The following is a 16,278-nucleotide window of genomic DNA, read 5'->3' on the forward strand; positions in this document are numbered from 1 at the left end:
GGCTACAGCACCTTCCGCATGTCGCGAATGGGGTCAGACCCATCCCATCCCTGCGATGCCGCCTCGATGGCGCGAAACAGATTCCCCTTGCGCCCACTGACCTCGGAGAGTTCGACGACGGTTCCCGGGTACGCACTTTCCTCGAAGTAGACGAAGCGTTCGTCGGGAGCACCACTACCGGAGCGGCCGCTCTGCAGTTCGACGAGTCCGCGCTGCTTGGATTCCGTCAGATGGCGATCGAAATCCGTAGTCCAGTAGGCGACATGCTGAAGTCCTTCGAGACCACGATCGGTGAACTCGCGGAATGCCGACGGTTCGTTGTTGTGCTGCTGAATCAGTTCGATCTGCGCGCTACCGCTGTGCGCGAGCGCAACACTGAATCGCGGTGCACTCGGTTCGCCGCGAAAGAGGAAGTCGTTCAAGGGTTGGTCCTCCACGAAGAAGAACGGTCCGACGCCAACTACGTCGATCCAGTATTTCAGCGCACTGTCGATGTCGCGCACGACGTAGCCCAATTGGCGCAATGGCCCAAAATATTTACTCACGAAGGTCCTCGTTTGTCGTTGGCCGCCGGCGGCCGTGATCCGGATGCACTGATGATGTCCCGCGACAGAGCGCTCGGAGAATGCATAATTCCCGTTGATCGGGACTTATTGCTGCTCGAACGTGTGCGCTCAACCCTGCTCGGGTGTGACGAGAGTGCCTGCGTCCCGTTCAGACCGGTAGTCCAGCGTCAGTTGAGCATTCGCCTTGTCGGATTTCCGTGTGAGTAGCTTGAGGATCAGCACGATCAGTGCCGCCGTGGCGAGCACCGCGGAGTACACACCGATGGCCGGCGTGAAACTGTTGGTCGCATCCTTGATCCAGCCGGTCACCTGAGGTCCGAAATAGCCACCGAGGTTACCCATTCCGTTGATCACTCCGAATCCGGCAGCAAGCGCGGCGCCGGTAAGGAAGCTGGACGGCATGGTGATGAAAATGCTCATCGAACTGTAGAGACCGATACCAGCGACGCAGAAGCCAAAGATCGCGACGACGGGAGTGGTGAAAAACAGTGCGGCAATGGCAAATCCGAGCGCGGCCACCGACGCCGCTATGGCAAAGTGCACGGGACGTTCACCGGCGCGGTCCGAATGCCGTGTCCACCAGATCATCGGCCCGATCGCGATCAGAGCAGGCAACGCGGCAACCCAGCCGATCTGCGTGGTGGTCATCCCGAACTGCGCATAGATCTGCGGCATCCAGATCTGGAACCCGTTGAGACTGAATGTGAAACAGATGAAGACGGCGATCAGAACAAGGACACGAGGATGCACCAGGCCCTGCAGGAAACTGTGCTTACCGACTACCGCTTCACGCTCCTGCGCCTCGGCTTCGAGAGTGTCGGTGAGCCAACCACGCTCTTCTTCGGTGAGAAACTCGGCCTCGGAAGGCTTGTCACGCAGGACCTTGTAGATCACGAAGGCCATCACGACGGCCGGGATGCCCGTGAGAATGAAGACCCACCGCCAACCCGAAAGCCCGAGAAATCCGTCGATAGCCATCAGATGCGTAGTGATCGGCGTACCCAGCCCAGAGAAACAGATGAACGTGACGATCCAGGCCATCGCCTTGCCCCGGTCACGATTAGGGAACCACTTCGATACAAAGAACAGCATTCCGGGCGAGAATCCGGCCTCGGCGATACCGAGCAGGAATCGTGCCGCGACCAGGCCCGAAGCCCCTTGCACGAATGCCGTTCCGATGGTGACGATCCCCCACGTGATCATGATTCTGGTGATCCAGCGGCGCGCGCCGACCTTCGTGAGAATGTAGTTGCTCGGCGGTTCGCAGATCGTGTAGCTCCAGAAATAGATCCCGGCAGCGAACCCGAACATCGATGCAGATATGCCGAGTTCCTTGTTCATCGTCAATGCTGCGACACCGATATTCAATCTATCGAGATACAGGACGATGTAGGCCAATCCGATGACCGGCATGAAACGGAGCATGACTTTCCGGACCGTCCTGGCCGGTAGTGCGAGCTGCTCGGTGGTACTTCCTTCGTGACGCATGATTCACCTCGTAGTCATTCGAACACATCGTTGTGATGGCTGACACAGAGACGATGCGGGTCGTCGATCGAAGTTCACATGCACAATTCCCGATGATCGGTACTCTTATCGAAGCGCGGCCCGATATCGAGAAGTGACAAGTAGTCCGAGATGCGGCAGCGACCTCCCACCGCTCGTTGCCGATTGCTCGACTCATTCAACTCATCATGATTGCAAACCTGGTGAATGTTGGTTTTTGCAAACATAATTGGTTACCACTGCGGGTGTGGCCGAGAGGCGAGGCAGCGGTCTGCAAAACCGTCCACGTGGGTTCGAATCCTGCCATCCGCTCTCCTCTCCACGACTGCGGTTCCGCCTTCATCGGCCTGACTCGCATCGAGGTGTCGCCGGATCACGGGCGCACCATCTCACCAATACGGCCGACACCGGTATGAAAATACCGGCCAATCAACTACGGTGGTATTTTAATACCGGCCACCGGGGTCGGTTGGAGAGGAAACCTCTGTGCTGGAACTGAAGACACCCCGAGAGATCGAGGCAATGCGCGTCACCGGCACTTTCATTGCCGAGTTGCTCGACGACCTCGCCGGCAGGGCCAAGCCGGGGGTGAACCTACTCGACCTGGAACATCGTGCCCGCCATCTGATCGACAAGCGCGGCGCTCAGTCGTGTTACTGGGACTACGCACCGTCGTTCGGGCGAGGTCCGTTCCGCAACGTCACCTGCTTGGCAGTCAACGACGCAGTGCTGCACGGGATGCCACATGATTATGCACTGCGCGATGCGGACCTGCTGACCATGGATATCGCAGTGTCGATTGACGGTTGGGCCGCCGATTCGGCTCGGAGTGTCATCGTCGGCGTCCCCCGAGCGCAGGACGTGCGCCTCATCGAAGCCACCGAACGTGCGTTGGCAGCAGGGATCGCCGCTGCGCTGCCTGGCAACCGCTTGGGCGATATCTCCGCGGCGATCGGCGCCGTGGCCGCCGAATACGGATACTTGGTCAACACCGAGTTCGGTGGCCACGGAATCGGTCGCACCATGCACGAAGACCCACACGTCTCCAACAGGGGACGTGCCGGACGCGGCCTCGAGTTGATGCCTGGATTGACTCTTGCACTCGAACCCTGGTTCGCCACCAGCACCGACAAGATCATCTACGACGATGACGGGTGGACCATCCGCTCCGCCGACGGATCTCGTACCGCCCACAGTGAGCACACCATCGCCGTCACCGACAGTGCTCCACTCGTGTTGACGCGTTCGGAGCACGCCGCGGTAGCCGCCCGGTAGTCCGGCACCTCCACAACAGTTTTCACCCTGAATCGAGGTTTACACCGGGAGCGGTGCCGCGACTCGAGTCGATCCATCGGAAAACTCTGCACTAGACCGCTGAGGGCCGGGGCTTTCACGAGTCCCGAAGGACAGGCCCAATCTCTCTCGCAGCGTTGGTGCTGTGTAGTCACGCTGGAACAGACCACGCGATTGCAGAATGGGCACGACCAGGGTTGCGAAGTTCTCGAGGTCGACGGCGGTATCCGCAGGCATGATGGTGAAACCATCGGCTGTTCCAGCCTCGAACCAGGCCTGAAGATCGTCGGCAACTTGCTCCGCCGAACCCACCACGAGGCGATGCCCCGATCCGCCCGCCCCGCGCGCGACCAGTTCACGCGGGGTGAGTGGACGCTCGTGAATCAGGGCGCGCGTCGACACACTGAATCCGGTCGAGAATGCGCCGGTCGGAATCTCTTCCGGCAGATCGGCTTCGGAGATCACGTCATCGGGGCCGAACGAGCCCTCGGGTAAGCCCAGATTGGCAAGCAGCACCGCAGTCAGTCGTTCGATCGGCAATGTCGCATACAGTTCCTTCTCTCGTGCCCGCGCCTGCGCCTCCGTTGCCGAAACCAGCACAACCACTCCGAGTGAGATCTTCACGTCGTCTTCGCGACGACCGGCAAGGGCGGCCCGACGGCGGATGTCATCGCGAAACTCCACCGCTTTCGACTTCGTCTGTGCCACCGTGAACACGACATCGGCAAAATCTCCGGCCAGCTTCAACCCACCCTCTGATCCGCCGGCTTGCACCAACACCGGACGCCCCTGTGGCCCAGGTGGGACCGGAAGCGGACCGGCTACCGAAAAGAACTCCCCGACATGATCGCTGGCGCGAATTTTGGAGACATCTGCGTAGTGCCCCGACTTCTTGTCCGCGACAAGCCAATCCGGTTTCCAGCTGTCCCACAGGCTGGTCACGACCTCGAGAAACTCCCAGGCCCTACGATAGCGAGTCGCTTTGTCCGGGTGCTCGGACAATCCGAAGTTCGCGGCTGCAGCCGGCGTCCCGGTGGTCACGATGTTGACGGCGGCTCGGCCCTTGGTGACATGGTCGAGTGCTTGAAATCGGCGGGCCAGGTTGTACGGCGAGTTATATGTCGTCGAACTGGTGATCACCACGCCAAGGTTCTCGGTGATCGCTGCCAGGTGACCCAGCAGCACCAGCGGGTCAATTCCGGTGCCTGGTGCTTCCTCGATCTCTCCCCGCAACGCCGGACCGTCACCGAGAAAAACGGCGTCGATCTTGGCCGCTTCAGAGATCCGAGCAAGCCGCGCAAAATGATCGACGTCCAGATAGGCCACCGGATCAGCGTGAGGTAGCCGCCACGCGTGCCGGAAATGTCCGGGCGTCATGAGGGACAAATTCAGGTGCAATCCAGTCATCGCAAAAATCTCACAATCAGGTTATGAAGGAACGGGCACAGCTGCCGGTCGCCAGCCCAACAACGGGGCCAGCTCCCGGGCACTGGTTTCGAGCAACCGGAGATGTTCATCCCGGTCCGGTACGCCGGGCACAAAGCTCACCAGCAAGTCTGTGATGTCGCGCAGCGCCGGGTCGGCTGCGAGTTCGGTTGCCAACGTCTCGCTGGGTCCGATCAACGCCCGGTCTGCGGCGAGATAGTCCTCGACGCTCTGGCTACGGGTCGGTTCGCCCGACGTGTTCCAGCTCTGCCAGCGCCGCACCCCCGGAGCCACCAGCCGGACCGCCGCTGCGCGGTCCGGGTGTGGATACACCGCACGCGATACCTGCACCCGCGGTGAGCGCACCGGGTCGTTCCAGGCCGCGCGGTAGGTCTCGATCCACGTCGCCTGCCGCTCCTGCGCCTCCCGTGAACTTCCGCCCCGCCAGGTGTTGGCCCTGGACAACTGCAAGCCGTCGCCGGCCCGAGCCGCGGCTTCGGCCGCCGCATGAGCGCGCTCGGGGTCACTCGTCGTTGCCTGCCACAGTCGATCCCGCACACCCTGGCCGGGTGGATACAGGACCTCCCCGATGCTGTTGAGGGACTTCCCCTCCAGCACGCTGTGCAGTCGGTCGATCGACTCGTCAACCAACCGCGGTTTGCCGGCGAGATCCCTCCCGAACGCTTCCCATGCCCCCGGGAATGGCCCTGAACCCAAGCCCAACTCCAACCGCCCATTACTGATCACATCAAGCGTCGCAGCGTCTTCGGCAACCTTCAGCGGATCCTCGAGCGGAAGCACCAATACCCCTGTGCCCAAACGAATCCTGCTTGTGTGCTGGGCGATCGCCGCCAGTGTCACCAGCGGGGCCGAGATGTGTTCATTGCCCTGACGGAAATGCCGCTGGATCACCCACCCGGAGTCGTAGCCCAATTCCTCAGCGGCAACGAACAATTCGATCGCCTCGCGGTAGGCCTCCGCTGGTGACAGATCCCGGTCCAGGTGGAGCAGGAAATTAAGCCGGAACGGTCGTCCATCCTCGATGCCCGCGCCGATCGGCGCTGCAACACCGGCGCCGATCGGCGCTGCGACGCCGGTCATCTCAGAGGTTCAGCCCGGTGCCATGGACACCGTGCTCTTCGATGATTGCGAGTTCCTCATCCGTCAAGTCCGGGAAGCTCAGAGCCTGCAGATTGTGGTCGAGCTGCCACGTCGAGCTGGCTCCCACCAGCGCCGACGTGACCGCGGGCTGCCGCAAAACCCATTGAAGCGCCAACTGCGCCAACGACTGTCCACGCGATTCAGCCAGTTTGTTGAGCTCGGACGCACGCTGCCGGTAGGTGTCGGTGAGGACATCAGGGCTCAGGAACGTGCTGTTGACTGCCCGGGCATCAGCGGGGATGGTCTCCAGGTACTTGTTCGTGAGCAAGCCTTGAGCCAGCGGCGAATACACGACCAGACCGAAGCCGTCCTCTTGCGCCAGCTCGAGCAATCCGTTCTGTTCGATGCGCCGATCGAAGATCGAGTACCGCGGCTGGTGAATGAGCAGTGGAACACCAGCCTCGCGCAGTAACACTGCGGCCTCGTGCGCACGTTCGGGGAGATAGTTCGAGAGTCCCACGTACAGGGCCTTACCCTGCTGCACAGCCGACACAAGTGCTCCGACAGTCTCTTCGAGGGGAGTCGACAGATCCGGGCTGTGGCTGTAGAAGATATCCACGTAGTCCGTGCCGAAGTCACGCAGGCTGTGATCGAGCGAGGCCAGAAGGGACTTGCGAGAGCCGCCCTTGAGGTACGGGCTGGGTCCTATCGCGTTCCCCGCCTTGGTCGACAGGATGATCTCGTCCCGGTAGGACGCCAAGTCCTTGGCGAGAACCCTCCCGAAGTTCTTCTGCGCAGCGCGGTGCGGTGGGCCGTAGCGGTCCGCATTGTCGAAGTGGGTGATCCCGAGATCAAAAGCGTGCAGGATGATCTCCCGCTGCGTCTCGTACGCGTAATCGGTACCGAACTTCTGCCACAATCCGAAAGAGAACGCCGGAAGATCGAGCCCGGACGCACCGCTTCTGCGGTACGGGATCTTGGTGTAGCGGTCGGCGTCAGCGGTGTAGGTAGTTTCGAAGGTGCCATAACTCATGAGTTTTATTGTCTTTCGGTAGTTTTCGACAAGTCAGCGATGATTGCGGCGAAGCTCGGCCGGTGTCAACGAAGGAGTGTCCCGGCCGGTGTCTCGCTCGGAGAATTGCGTACCCGGATCGACGATCTCATCGATCTGGTCCAGGATCTGATCGCTCAACTGCACGGTCGCTGCCTTCACATACGCTTCGAGATGTTCCTGCGTTCGTGGCCCGATGATGACGCTGCTGATCGCCGGATGATTGAGGGCAAATCCGATCGACAGATCGACAAGCGTAAGTCCGTTGTCCTCCGCCAGTTGAGCAAGCGCGTCAGCCGCCGCGAGCTTGCGCTGGTTGCGTTGGTTGCTCACGTCGAAGCGACCCGGGATCAGGTCGGCTCGTGCCGATTCAGGTTGCTGCGCACCCACGCGATACTTGCCCGACAACCATCCGGCAGCCAGCGGACCGTACGAAAGGACGCCAACTCCGTACTTCCGCACCACCGGGAACACCTCGCGCTCGGCGCCCCGCACCAGCAGTGAGTAGGGAAGCTGCTCGGTGTGCGGCGCGACGAGGCCGTATTTCTCTGCAAGCCAATGAGCTTCGACCTGCAGGTGCGCCGGAAAAGCGGACGTTCCGTAGTAGCGGATCTTGCCCTGACGGATCAGATCGTTGAGCGAGTGCAACGTCTCGAGCAGGCTCGTATCCGGATCTGGGCGATGCGCCTGATAGAGGTCGATGTAGTCTGTCCTCAGCCTGCGCAAGCTGTCCTCGACCGCCCGGGTGATCCAGCGGCGCGAATTTCCGGCGTGGCGAGGGTCGGTCCCGATCTGGCCGTGAAACTTGGTCGCGAGGAACACGTCGTCGCGCCGACCTTCGATCGCTTTCCCGACAATCTCCTCCGACACGCCCTGGGCATACACGTCTGCCGTATCGATCGCCGAGACACCCAAATCCAGAGCGGACGAGATGATCCGAAGGCTCTCGCCTTCTTCCTGCCAGCGTCCGAAGTTCATCGTCCCGAGTGTCAGTGGAGTGATCCGGACCCCGGTTCGTCCAAGCACGCGGTCAACCTCGATGGTCATTGGTTCCCTTTCTCCTTCGATAGTGCTGTGCACGCATGTGTTCAGAACAGCCCCGTGGTCGGGGGCTCTTCGCCCGTGAGGTGGTAGGCACCGGCAACCGCCGCTTTCCATTGACGCGGATTGTGGTTCGCGGCCGTACGGGCATTGCGCCAGTGACGGTCGAAACCCCACTCCCGGTTGGTGATCGAGCCTCCACCGACGTCGAAGAGCAATTCCGCAGCACGAAGCGCGGATTCAATGGCTATGACGCCTGATTCGGCAACAGCAACTGCCGCATTCGCACCGGCCCGCCGTGCGTCCTCGCCCGTCAACCCTCGCAGATTCTGGAGCTCCTCGGCGGCCGACAACACCACCGCACGTGCTGCCCGTACCCGCGCGCCGAGTTCGCCGACGGTCGCACGCACATACGGATCGTCGACACTCCGTGTCGCCGAGCTGTGCTTGATCGGGCGAGCCTGCTCCCGAACGAACCACACCGCATCATCGAGTGCGCGCGCCGCGATACCTGCCTGTACGGCAGCGAGATAGAGCTGCGCAAAAGAGCCCTGCCACGGATTGTCCGGGAGCGACTCCCCCGCGACGACAACCTCGTCATCACTCACCCGCACGTCGTCGAACCATGTGGAACCGCTCTGCGTCAGCCGCTGGCCGATAGCGTCGAAGTCATCACGCCGGTCGACTCCCGCGCGATCAACCGGCACGGTGAATCGGATGGTGGTTCCGTCCTCGGTGACGGCTTGCGAAGAGAAATACGTCGCGTACAAACCACCGGTCGAGTAGAACTTTCGTCCGTTCACGACATAACCGTCGCCGTCACGGCGGGCTGTGGTGGACACGCTGCCGCTCGCCCCGCCGTTGCGCTCGTTACCGGTCCCTACGAACAGCGCCCGCTGGCGTAGACGCTCCAGATTGATCTCCCGAAGTGGAACGTCCTCACGACTGGCAACCTGGTTCGCGGCAAGAAATGTCGGCCGAAGCGCCTGTGCGACATTGGAATCGGCGCACGCGATATCGATGACAAGTTCCACGACATCCCGGACGGTGCCACCGCCGCCGCCGTCGACGGTGGCAATACCGGTCAGCGCTATTCCGCGGTCCGCAAGTTCACGAACATCGTCGAACGCATAGTCACGTGACTCTTCACGAACCCGGACAGTGGCACCGAGGCGGGCCAACACCGGAGCGGCGGCTGCGCGGATTCCGGCGACGGTCAGCTTTTCCGCCTGACGTTCTCCAGCGTGTTCCGGTGCAGATGCCGGAGACACATCCACGGCCGTCACGCGAACACCTCCGCGCTCTCACGCAAGGCAAGCGTCGAACGCAGCGTGCGCCCGATCGGCCCCGCAAGTTGAGGAACCACGTCCCTCACCAAGTCCAGAACGGCAGCATCGTCACGGCCGGTTGTTGCGACAACGAAACCGTCGACACCGTTGTCCGGCGCCCACTTCTTGAGTTCTACCGCATCGACGGCACCGGTCAGTCTGGCCAGCAGTGCGACATCTGTTCGCCGACGCCCGGCGGAATCGAGGGCTGCCGACAGGGCAGCGTCCGCGCCCTCGATGTTGTCGCGCTCGACGATGACGACGTCGGCGACCACCGCAACCTGCGACCATCCCAGAGCGGCAGGGGCTGCGGCGACGACCACGGGCCGGCCTTGCACCGACGCCGGTCCGTCCAACGGTCCGGCCACGCGATAGAACCGGCCCTCGTGATTGATCGGAGCTATCAACGTGTCGTCGACAAAGGTGGCACGCTCCTGGTCTCCGAGCAGCGCTTCCCGTGGAAACGACTCCCACAGCCGCGAGACGATCTCCGCATATTCAACCCACCGCTCGCTGGGGTCCGACGCCGGCGGATCCGGCGTTGTCGCAGCGCTGACCTTGTCACTGTCTCCCGGTTGAAGGACAACACCCACACGGCCGTCGGTCGCGCGATCGAGCGAGAGCACTCGCCGCGCCAGGTTGTACGGCGCATTGTGCGTTGTCCGCGCATCGATCAGGTATCCGAGATGGCCGTACCGACCGGCGAGGTAACTGCCGACGATCGAAGGATCGATCGTGGGCCGACCGTCGACGGCGTCGACAAGTCTGATCCCACTCGCGTTCACGCTCTGGGCAACTCGTGCGATTGCATCTGCGGCGGCGACGGACACCTGTCCCTCCGAATCACCCACCGCCAACTCCACGAACACAGTCATCTGTTTCTCCTCATTCCGCGCTCACGAGCGGGTACTCGTCTGTGATGGTGCTGTGGGGAACGCCCGGAACGCCGAGCCCGAGATGATCGCGCAGGGTTGTCCCCTCGTATTCGGTGCGGAACAGCCCTCGCCGGCGCAGTTCGGGCACAAGATGATCGGCAAAATCGTCGAACCCGGAAGGCAACACATCCGGCATCACGTTGAATCCGTCCGCCGCGCCGTACCGGTACCAGCGCTCGATGTCGTCGGCGATCTGTTCGGGTGTACCCACGACAATGCGGTGACCGCCACCTCCGGAGAGCTTCTTCAACAGCTGACGCAGGGTCGGATTCTCACGCTCGATGATGCCGAGCACGACCCGGTAGAACGTCTGAGATCCGCCGGCGTGGTCTGGATTTCCCAGCAGCTCAGCTGGAATGGGCTGATCGTCGTCGAGCCCGTCAAGGGAAAACCCGAGTTGTCCGGCCAGACGATCGCGCGCGTAGGCGTCGGGCAACAGTTCGTCGAGCAGTTCCCGCCGCGCGATGGCCTCCGCCTCGGTGCTGCCCAACACCGTCGACAGCCCCGGCAGAACAACTACCTCGTCCGGGGAACGACCGAACTTCCTTGCACCTTCCCGGATCTCGGTGCGAAATGCTCGTGCCCTGTCCAAGTCCTGTTCAGCGGAGAAGATCACCTCGCCTATCTGCGAGGCCAATCGCTTACCGTCACTGGAACCTCCCGCCTGCACTATGACCGGCCGCCCCTGCGGTGATACGAGTTCGGTTCGCGCGCCCCACCTGGTCACTACCTGCTCGACGACACTCGCGGCACGGCGATACCGGAGACCGTGCTCCGGCTCGCCGATGTGGCCGAAGTTGCGTGCTGCGACCGGACCTGCCGTTGTCACCACGTTCCACCCGAATCGGCCGCCGCTGACGTAGTCGAGGTCGCCCAGCCGCCTGGCGATTTCTTCCGGATCGTTGTACGAACTCGACAATGTCCCGATCAATCCGATCTTGTCGGTCTGTGCGGCCACACGTGCCAACACCGTTGTCGGCTCCAGGTTGTTGCCGGGTCGGTGCCTGATACTCGGGTCCAGCGATGGACCGTCGGCGAGGAAGACCGCGTCGAGCTTGGCAGCCTCGGCCTTCTTGGCGATCGAGGTGTAGTGGTCGATCGTGTAACTCGCCAGTGCGTCGGTATCCGGGAACCGCCAGGAACCTCCGAACACACCGGCATTGAGGATGTTGACGTTCAGGTGCAGTTGCCTGCTCACGACTGAGCCCTTTCGATGTCCCCGTCGGCATCGGCGGCGGACGGTCGATCCGCGTAATAGCCTGACACCGGCGCGTTTCCGTTGACGTAGTAGTCGCCGATGACCCTCGGCTTGTAGATGACCGGGTTGTGCGACGCGAGAGTCCGCGCGTTCCGCCAGTGCCGATCGAGATGCACTCGCGCGCGAGCCGTTGACGAACCACCGGCATTGAAGGCATCAGTGGCACTGGCAAGGACGGCGTCGATGACCGCCACCTGCGCTGCAGAGGACTGGATATAGGCATCGGCGTAGTCGGCCTCGTCGCCAGTGCCATGCGCGTCTTCGAGTCGCCGCGCGGCGTGAGCCAGCAAGGTCTCGGCGGTGAGCGTGCGGGAGTAGAGCGTTCCGACAACACCGAGCACGTCCGGATCGGTTGCCGCGTCCTGAGTCAGCGCATGTCGGCTGGTGCGGGTTCGATTCCGGACGATGTCGACGGTCTCGGCAAGCACACTGCGCGCAATCCCGACCAGATTCGCCAGATGCACGATCTGAACGAACGAGTCCAGTCCGCGCAGAGATTCGGTGTGGCGGCCGATCTCACCGTGGGACTCCACCGGAACATCGGTGAAAACGGTTGTACCACTGCCAGTCTGACGTTGCCCAACGCCGTCCCAGTCGTCAACGTGGTCCACGCCCGGGTGCCGGGCGGGCAGCACCACGAACTCCCGGTGTCCGTCGCCGTCGACAACCGCGGCCCGAATGTAATCGGCGAAGCGAGAGCCGGTCGAGTAGAACTTGGTGCCGGAGACTACTCGCTCGCCAGCGTCACTCTTCCTGACCCGCGTGGTGATCGTGCCCCAACCCGAGCCTGTATCCAGACCTGCCACACGATCGGCCGGCTCCGACTGTGCGTTGCCGAATACCGCGCCGCCGGCGACGGCGGCCAACCACTGCCGACGCACATCGGAATCGGTTTCCGACCGCAGGATCTCCGTAGTGGTGAAATGCCCGCGCCAGATCTGCGGCACGTTGGAATCGGCTTGGCCTGCCTCCGCGAGCAAGGCGAACAAGGTGGGTAGGTCAACGTCGAATCCGCCGTATTCACGGGGCACCCGCAGCTTGCCGAATCCGGCGTCGGCAAGCTCCTGTACCAGCTCGTACGGATGTTCACCGACAAGATCACGCTCACCGGCACCTTTTGCCAGTTCGCCGAAGATGGACCGGAACCGAACCAGTGCGGCTTCGAGTGTGTCGGGTCGAGTAGTCATGAGATTCCTCGGGTAGTGGTGAGTTCGCGTCCGGCGATCGCGTCGAGCAACCGCACGGTGTAGTCGTCCGTGGGATTCGAAAAGACCTGTTCCACAGAACCTTGTTCGACGATTCGTCCGCGCTGCATCACTGCGACTCGGTCGGAGATTGCGGAGACAACGGACAAGTCGTGCGAGATGAAGACATAGGTGAGACCAAGGTCTTCTTGGAGGCGCTGCAAGAGTTCGAGAATCTGTGCGGCGACCGATACGTCCAGCGCCGAGATCGGCTCGTCGAGCACGACCACTTTCGGTTCGACCACAAGCGCGCGGGCAATCGCCACGCGTTGGCGTTGGCCACCGGAGAGTTCACGTGGATGACGCCGCGCAAAGTCCGCCGGAAGTGCAGCGGCTTCCAGCGCCGCGGCCACCCTGTCGACGTTGCCCCGGCGCCGCCCCCACCGCGCCTTCTGAAATGACCGCAGCGGCTCTTCGACCACGTCGAAGACTGTGAACCTGGGGTCGAAAGACGAGTACGGATTCTGGTACACGATTTGCACGTCCCGACGAAGTGGCCGAAACTCCGCACGACTCAGTGCTGTGATGTCAGTGCCCAGCACGGACGCGTGCCCCGACGTCGCGTTGGTGAGGCCCGCGAGGATCCGGGCAGTGGTCGACTTTCCGCTACCGGATTCGCCCACGATCGAAAACGTCTCCCCCTGCTGGACATGGAACGAAATACCGTCCACGGCAGGGACTTCACCGTAATCCTTCTGTAGGTCGGTGACCTCGATGACCGTCTTTCGGGTCGAGAGAACAGAGCGCCGATTCCCGCGCACGGACAACCGTGACGGCACGCTGTTCAACAGATGCCGGGTATACGCGTGCTGCGGATTCGCGATAACGTCGGCGCTCGATCCGACTTCGACAAGATGTCCGTTGCGCATGACTCCGATGAGATCGGAGCGGTCTGCGGCAACACCGAGATCATGTGTCACCAGAACCATGCTTGTCGACGACCGGGCCCGCAGACTGTCGATGAGATCGAGGACCTGCTTTTGCACGGTCGCGTCGAGTCCCGATGTGGGTTCGTCGGCGATGATCAGATCGGGTTCCGCTGCGACTGCCGCTGCAACCAGCACTCGTTGACGCATACCCCCTGACAACTCGTGCGGGTACTGCCGATATCGGCGTTCTACGTCGTCGAAACCCACGAGCCTGAACAGCTCGTGAATACGGTCACGCCGTGCCTCCGCGTCGAGGGCGGTATGCAGGCGCAACACGTCTTCGACTTGATGGCCTACCCGCCGGACCGGGTCCAGGGACACTGTCGGGTCCTGTGGAATCAGACTCACCGAACGGCCACGAATGTCACGCCACCCCTTGGGGTTCAACCCGGTCAATTCTCGGCCACGGAAGGTGATCGATCCCGCGATCACCTCCCCGTTCGTCGGGAGCAGGCCGAGGATTGCATGGCCTGTGGTGGTCTTACCCGACCCCGACTCCCCCACCAGAGCCAGGACCTGGCCGGGGCCGACGTCGAAACTGACATCGTGCACCACCGGCGCAAGGGCGCGATTCGTCCGGTAGCCAACGGTAAGGCCCTTGACGGACAAGACTGGATCTATGCTCATCGTGAGCTCCTTGCCGTGAGGTGGCGAGAGATGTTGTTGGTCGCCAGAACCACCGCGATGATGGTGAGCGCGGGGTAGAGCGTGAGCCAGCCTCGGGTCGCGATGAACTGGCGTCCATCCGAAACAAGAAGTCCCCATTCGGGATTCGGCGGTTGAGCGCCGAGCCCGAGGAAGCTCAGCGAGGCAATCCAGATGATGGCGATGCCCAGCTGAACTGCAATCAGCGATACGGTCGGAGCCAGCGAATTCGGGATCACGTGTCGCCGCAGAACCGTGAAGGTTGTTGCCCCGCTGGTGATCGCCGCCTCGACATAGTTACTTGCCCGCACTTTGAGGACCTCGGATCGGATCAATCGGGCGAATGTCGCCGCGGAGGTCAGACCCACCGCGATCGCAGCGGGAATCAGACCCGCCTGTCCGGCCTTTGCCGTGTACACCACCACGATCGTGATAGCCAGCAAGAACCCGGGGACCGAGAGCACCACGTCGATGAGCCGCATCACGACGGTGTCGACGAAGCCGCCGAACCAGCCGGCAACGGCGCCGAGCACCGAACCGACGATCACTGCGACAGCCACCGCCATGCTCGCGCCCAGCAACGACGCCCGGGCGCCGTAGACAACGCGTGCGTACATGTCTCGACCGAGAAGGTCGGTACCGAACCAGTGTTCGCTCGACGGCGGCAACAGCTTACGACTGTTGTCGATGGCGATCGGGTCGAGGCTGGTGAACACGCCTGGGAGCAGCGCCCACAGTACCGCGAGAGTGAAAATGGCCGTCGACAGCACCAACCCCCAGTTCCGGGCCACCCATCGCACTACATCGCCGACGTTCGACGCGGCTGGGGCTGGAGCTGCCGCTCCTGTCGGTGTCGTATTGTGCCCCGTCGAATTTTCGATGGTTGCGGTCATGGCATCGACACCTCCACCGGCAGGCCACGCTGAACCGAAACGGGTACGGCTGCCCCGCCTGCTGCTTTCACACCGAGACCGGGAAGCACGATCTTCGCGCGGGCCCGAAGAGACGTAACGCGTTGGCTTCGCCCGTCCACCAGAATCCGCGGGTCGATGAACGGGTACGCCAGGTCGACCGCGAGGTTGACTGCCACGTACGCCAAGGCCGCCACCAACACCACGCCCTGCAACACCGGGAGATCCTGGGTACCAACGGCATTCACGGTCAGTTGGCCGAGCCCCGGCCGGGCGTAGACGGCCTCGGTGACCACGGATCCGGCAATCAATTCACCGCAGGCGAGCCCGAGCAGCGTCAGCACCGGCAATGCCGAGTTTCGCAACACACCCCGCTGGAAGGCATACCCCTCCCCTGCGCCCTTCGCGTGCAGTACGTGAACGAAGGGCAAGTCTCGGGTTGCGGCAATCGAGGTAGTGAGCACCTGCGCCAACGGCGCCGCGATGAGAATGGCCAACGTTGCCGCCGGCGCCAGCAGCGCGAGGAACGAACCGTCGTCGGAGGAGGGAATTACGTGGATCTTGAACGACAAGAACTGCAGCACAAGGATACCCACCACAAATGTGGGCACCGAGCCGAACAGTGCCGGAACCGAACCGACCACATTTCGCACCGATGCCCAGGGCGCGTAGTTGGCCACCACTGCGAGGACGGCAGCAAGAACGAGTCCGAAACCCAGTGCCAGACCGGTGAGTTGGATAGTACTCGGCAGTACATCACCGATAAGACCGGTCACCGATGTGCCGTTGGTGAGGGAATACCCCCAGTCTCCTCGCAGGATTCCGGCCAGGCCACTGACGTATTGCTCGAACAACGGCCGATCGAGTCCGTAGTACTCCACCAGCGCCCGCGCAGACTCCGGGGTCAGTTGAGCCTCGGGGTTCTGAATCCGGTTGTTCACCGCGTCACCGGGCAGCGCACTGAGGAGGAAGAAGGACAGCGTGTACGCGGCCCACATCACCAGGACCGACTGCCCGATTCGTTTCAGGATGTACGTACGCATTC

General features: G+C 62.4%; 14 protein-coding genes and 1 tRNA gene. 2 read left to right on the plus strand and 13 right to left on the minus strand.

Going from position 1 to position 16,278, the window contains the following annotated elements; genetic code table 11:
- Positions 1-2 precede the first annotated feature (2 nt).
- Both ACFRFQ_RS19245 and ACFRFQ_RS19250 read right to left on the minus strand, forming a co-directional pair.
- Complete coding sequence (locus ACFRFQ_RS19245) at positions 3-545, minus strand: VOC family protein (RefSeq protein ID WP_378660895.1); 543 nt, start codon at positions 543-545, stop codon at positions 3-5.
- 129 nt (positions 546-674) lie between these two features.
- Complete coding sequence (locus ACFRFQ_RS19250) at positions 675-2,054, minus strand: MFS transporter (RefSeq protein ID WP_378660898.1); 1,380 nt, start codon at positions 2,052-2,054, stop codon at positions 675-677.
- Positions 2,055-2,313: 259 nt separating this feature from the next.
- Here ACFRFQ_RS19250 and ACFRFQ_RS19255 point away from each other — a divergent pair.
- Positions 2,314-2,384: transfer RNA gene (locus tag ACFRFQ_RS19255), tRNA-Cys, on the plus strand.
- Between the two features lie 174 nt (positions 2,385-2,558).
- Positions 2,559-3,347, plus strand: coding sequence for a type I methionyl aminopeptidase (map, locus tag ACFRFQ_RS19260; RefSeq protein WP_378660901.1), 789 nt, complete (start codon positions 2,559-2,561; stop codon positions 3,345-3,347).
- 39 nt (positions 3,348-3,386) lie between these two features.
- Here the strand turns inward: map and ACFRFQ_RS19265 are convergent, their stop codons facing one another.
- Genes ACFRFQ_RS19265 through ACFRFQ_RS19315 form a run of 11 tightly spaced genes read right to left on the minus strand, consistent with a single transcriptional unit; the run spans position 3,387 to position 16,276 of the window.
- Entirely contained in the window at positions 3,387-4,772 is a 1,386-nt protein-coding gene (locus ACFRFQ_RS19265) for an NtaA/DmoA family FMN-dependent monooxygenase (RefSeq protein WP_378660904.1), read from the minus strand.
- 21 nt (positions 4,773-4,793) lie between these two features.
- Positions 4,794-5,891 (minus strand): LLM class flavin-dependent oxidoreductase, encoded by a 1,098-nt coding sequence (locus tag ACFRFQ_RS19270; RefSeq protein WP_378660907.1) that lies wholly within the window; start codon positions 5,889-5,891, stop codon positions 4,794-4,796.
- A gap of 1 nt (position 5,892) precedes the next feature.
- Complete coding sequence (locus ACFRFQ_RS19275) at positions 5,893-6,924, minus strand: aldo/keto reductase (protein ID WP_138868244.1); 1,032 nt, start codon at positions 6,922-6,924, stop codon at positions 5,893-5,895.
- 33 nt (positions 6,925-6,957) lie between these two features.
- Positions 6,958-7,989 carry an aldo/keto reductase gene (locus ACFRFQ_RS19280; RefSeq protein ID WP_378660910.1) on the minus strand — a complete coding sequence of 344 codons (1,032 nt, stop codon included), beginning with the start codon at positions 7,987-7,989 and terminating at the stop codon, positions 6,958-6,960.
- Positions 7,990-8,030: 41 nt separating this feature from the next.
- A complete protein-coding gene (locus ACFRFQ_RS19285) occupies positions 8,031-9,269 on the minus strand; it encodes an acyl-CoA dehydrogenase family protein (protein WP_378660913.1) in 1,239 nt (412 codons plus the stop codon).
- Positions 9,266-10,186: an LLM class flavin-dependent oxidoreductase gene (locus ACFRFQ_RS19290; protein WP_378660916.1), complete on the minus strand. Its 921-nt coding sequence runs from the start codon at positions 10,184-10,186 to the stop codon at positions 9,266-9,268. Before ACFRFQ_RS19290 ends, ACFRFQ_RS19285 begins: the two co-directional genes overlap by 4 nt.
- A 10-nt stretch (positions 10,187-10,196) precedes the next feature.
- Positions 10,197-11,444: an LLM class flavin-dependent oxidoreductase gene (locus ACFRFQ_RS19295; RefSeq protein ID WP_378660918.1), complete on the minus strand. Its 1,248-nt coding sequence runs from the start codon at positions 11,442-11,444 to the stop codon at positions 10,197-10,199.
- On the minus strand, positions 11,441-12,691 hold the full coding sequence (locus tag ACFRFQ_RS19300) for an acyl-CoA dehydrogenase family protein (protein WP_378660921.1): 1,251 nt from the start codon (positions 12,689-12,691) through the stop codon (positions 11,441-11,443). The genes ACFRFQ_RS19295 and ACFRFQ_RS19300 overlap by 4 nt, the downstream gene beginning before the upstream one ends.
- Positions 12,688-14,304, minus strand: coding sequence for a dipeptide ABC transporter ATP-binding protein (locus tag ACFRFQ_RS19305; protein WP_378660923.1), 1,617 nt, complete (start codon positions 14,302-14,304; stop codon positions 12,688-12,690). The genes ACFRFQ_RS19300 and ACFRFQ_RS19305 overlap by 4 nt, the downstream gene beginning before the upstream one ends.
- Positions 14,301-15,215, minus strand: a complete 915-nt coding sequence (locus ACFRFQ_RS19310; RefSeq protein WP_378660926.1) for an ABC transporter permease — start codon at positions 15,213-15,215, stop codon at positions 14,301-14,303. Before ACFRFQ_RS19310 ends, ACFRFQ_RS19305 begins: the two co-directional genes overlap by 4 nt.
- Entirely contained in the window at positions 15,212-16,276 is a 1,065-nt protein-coding gene (locus ACFRFQ_RS19315; RefSeq protein WP_378660928.1) for an ABC transporter permease, read from the minus strand. Before ACFRFQ_RS19315 ends, ACFRFQ_RS19310 begins: the two co-directional genes overlap by 4 nt.
- Positions 16,277-16,278 lie beyond the last annotated feature (2 nt).

Origin of the sequence: Rhodococcus sp. NPDC056743 (assembly GCF_042790355.1) — a bacterium.
Lineage (GTDB): Bacteria > Actinomycetota > Actinomycetes > Mycobacteriales > Mycobacteriaceae > Rhodococcus_F.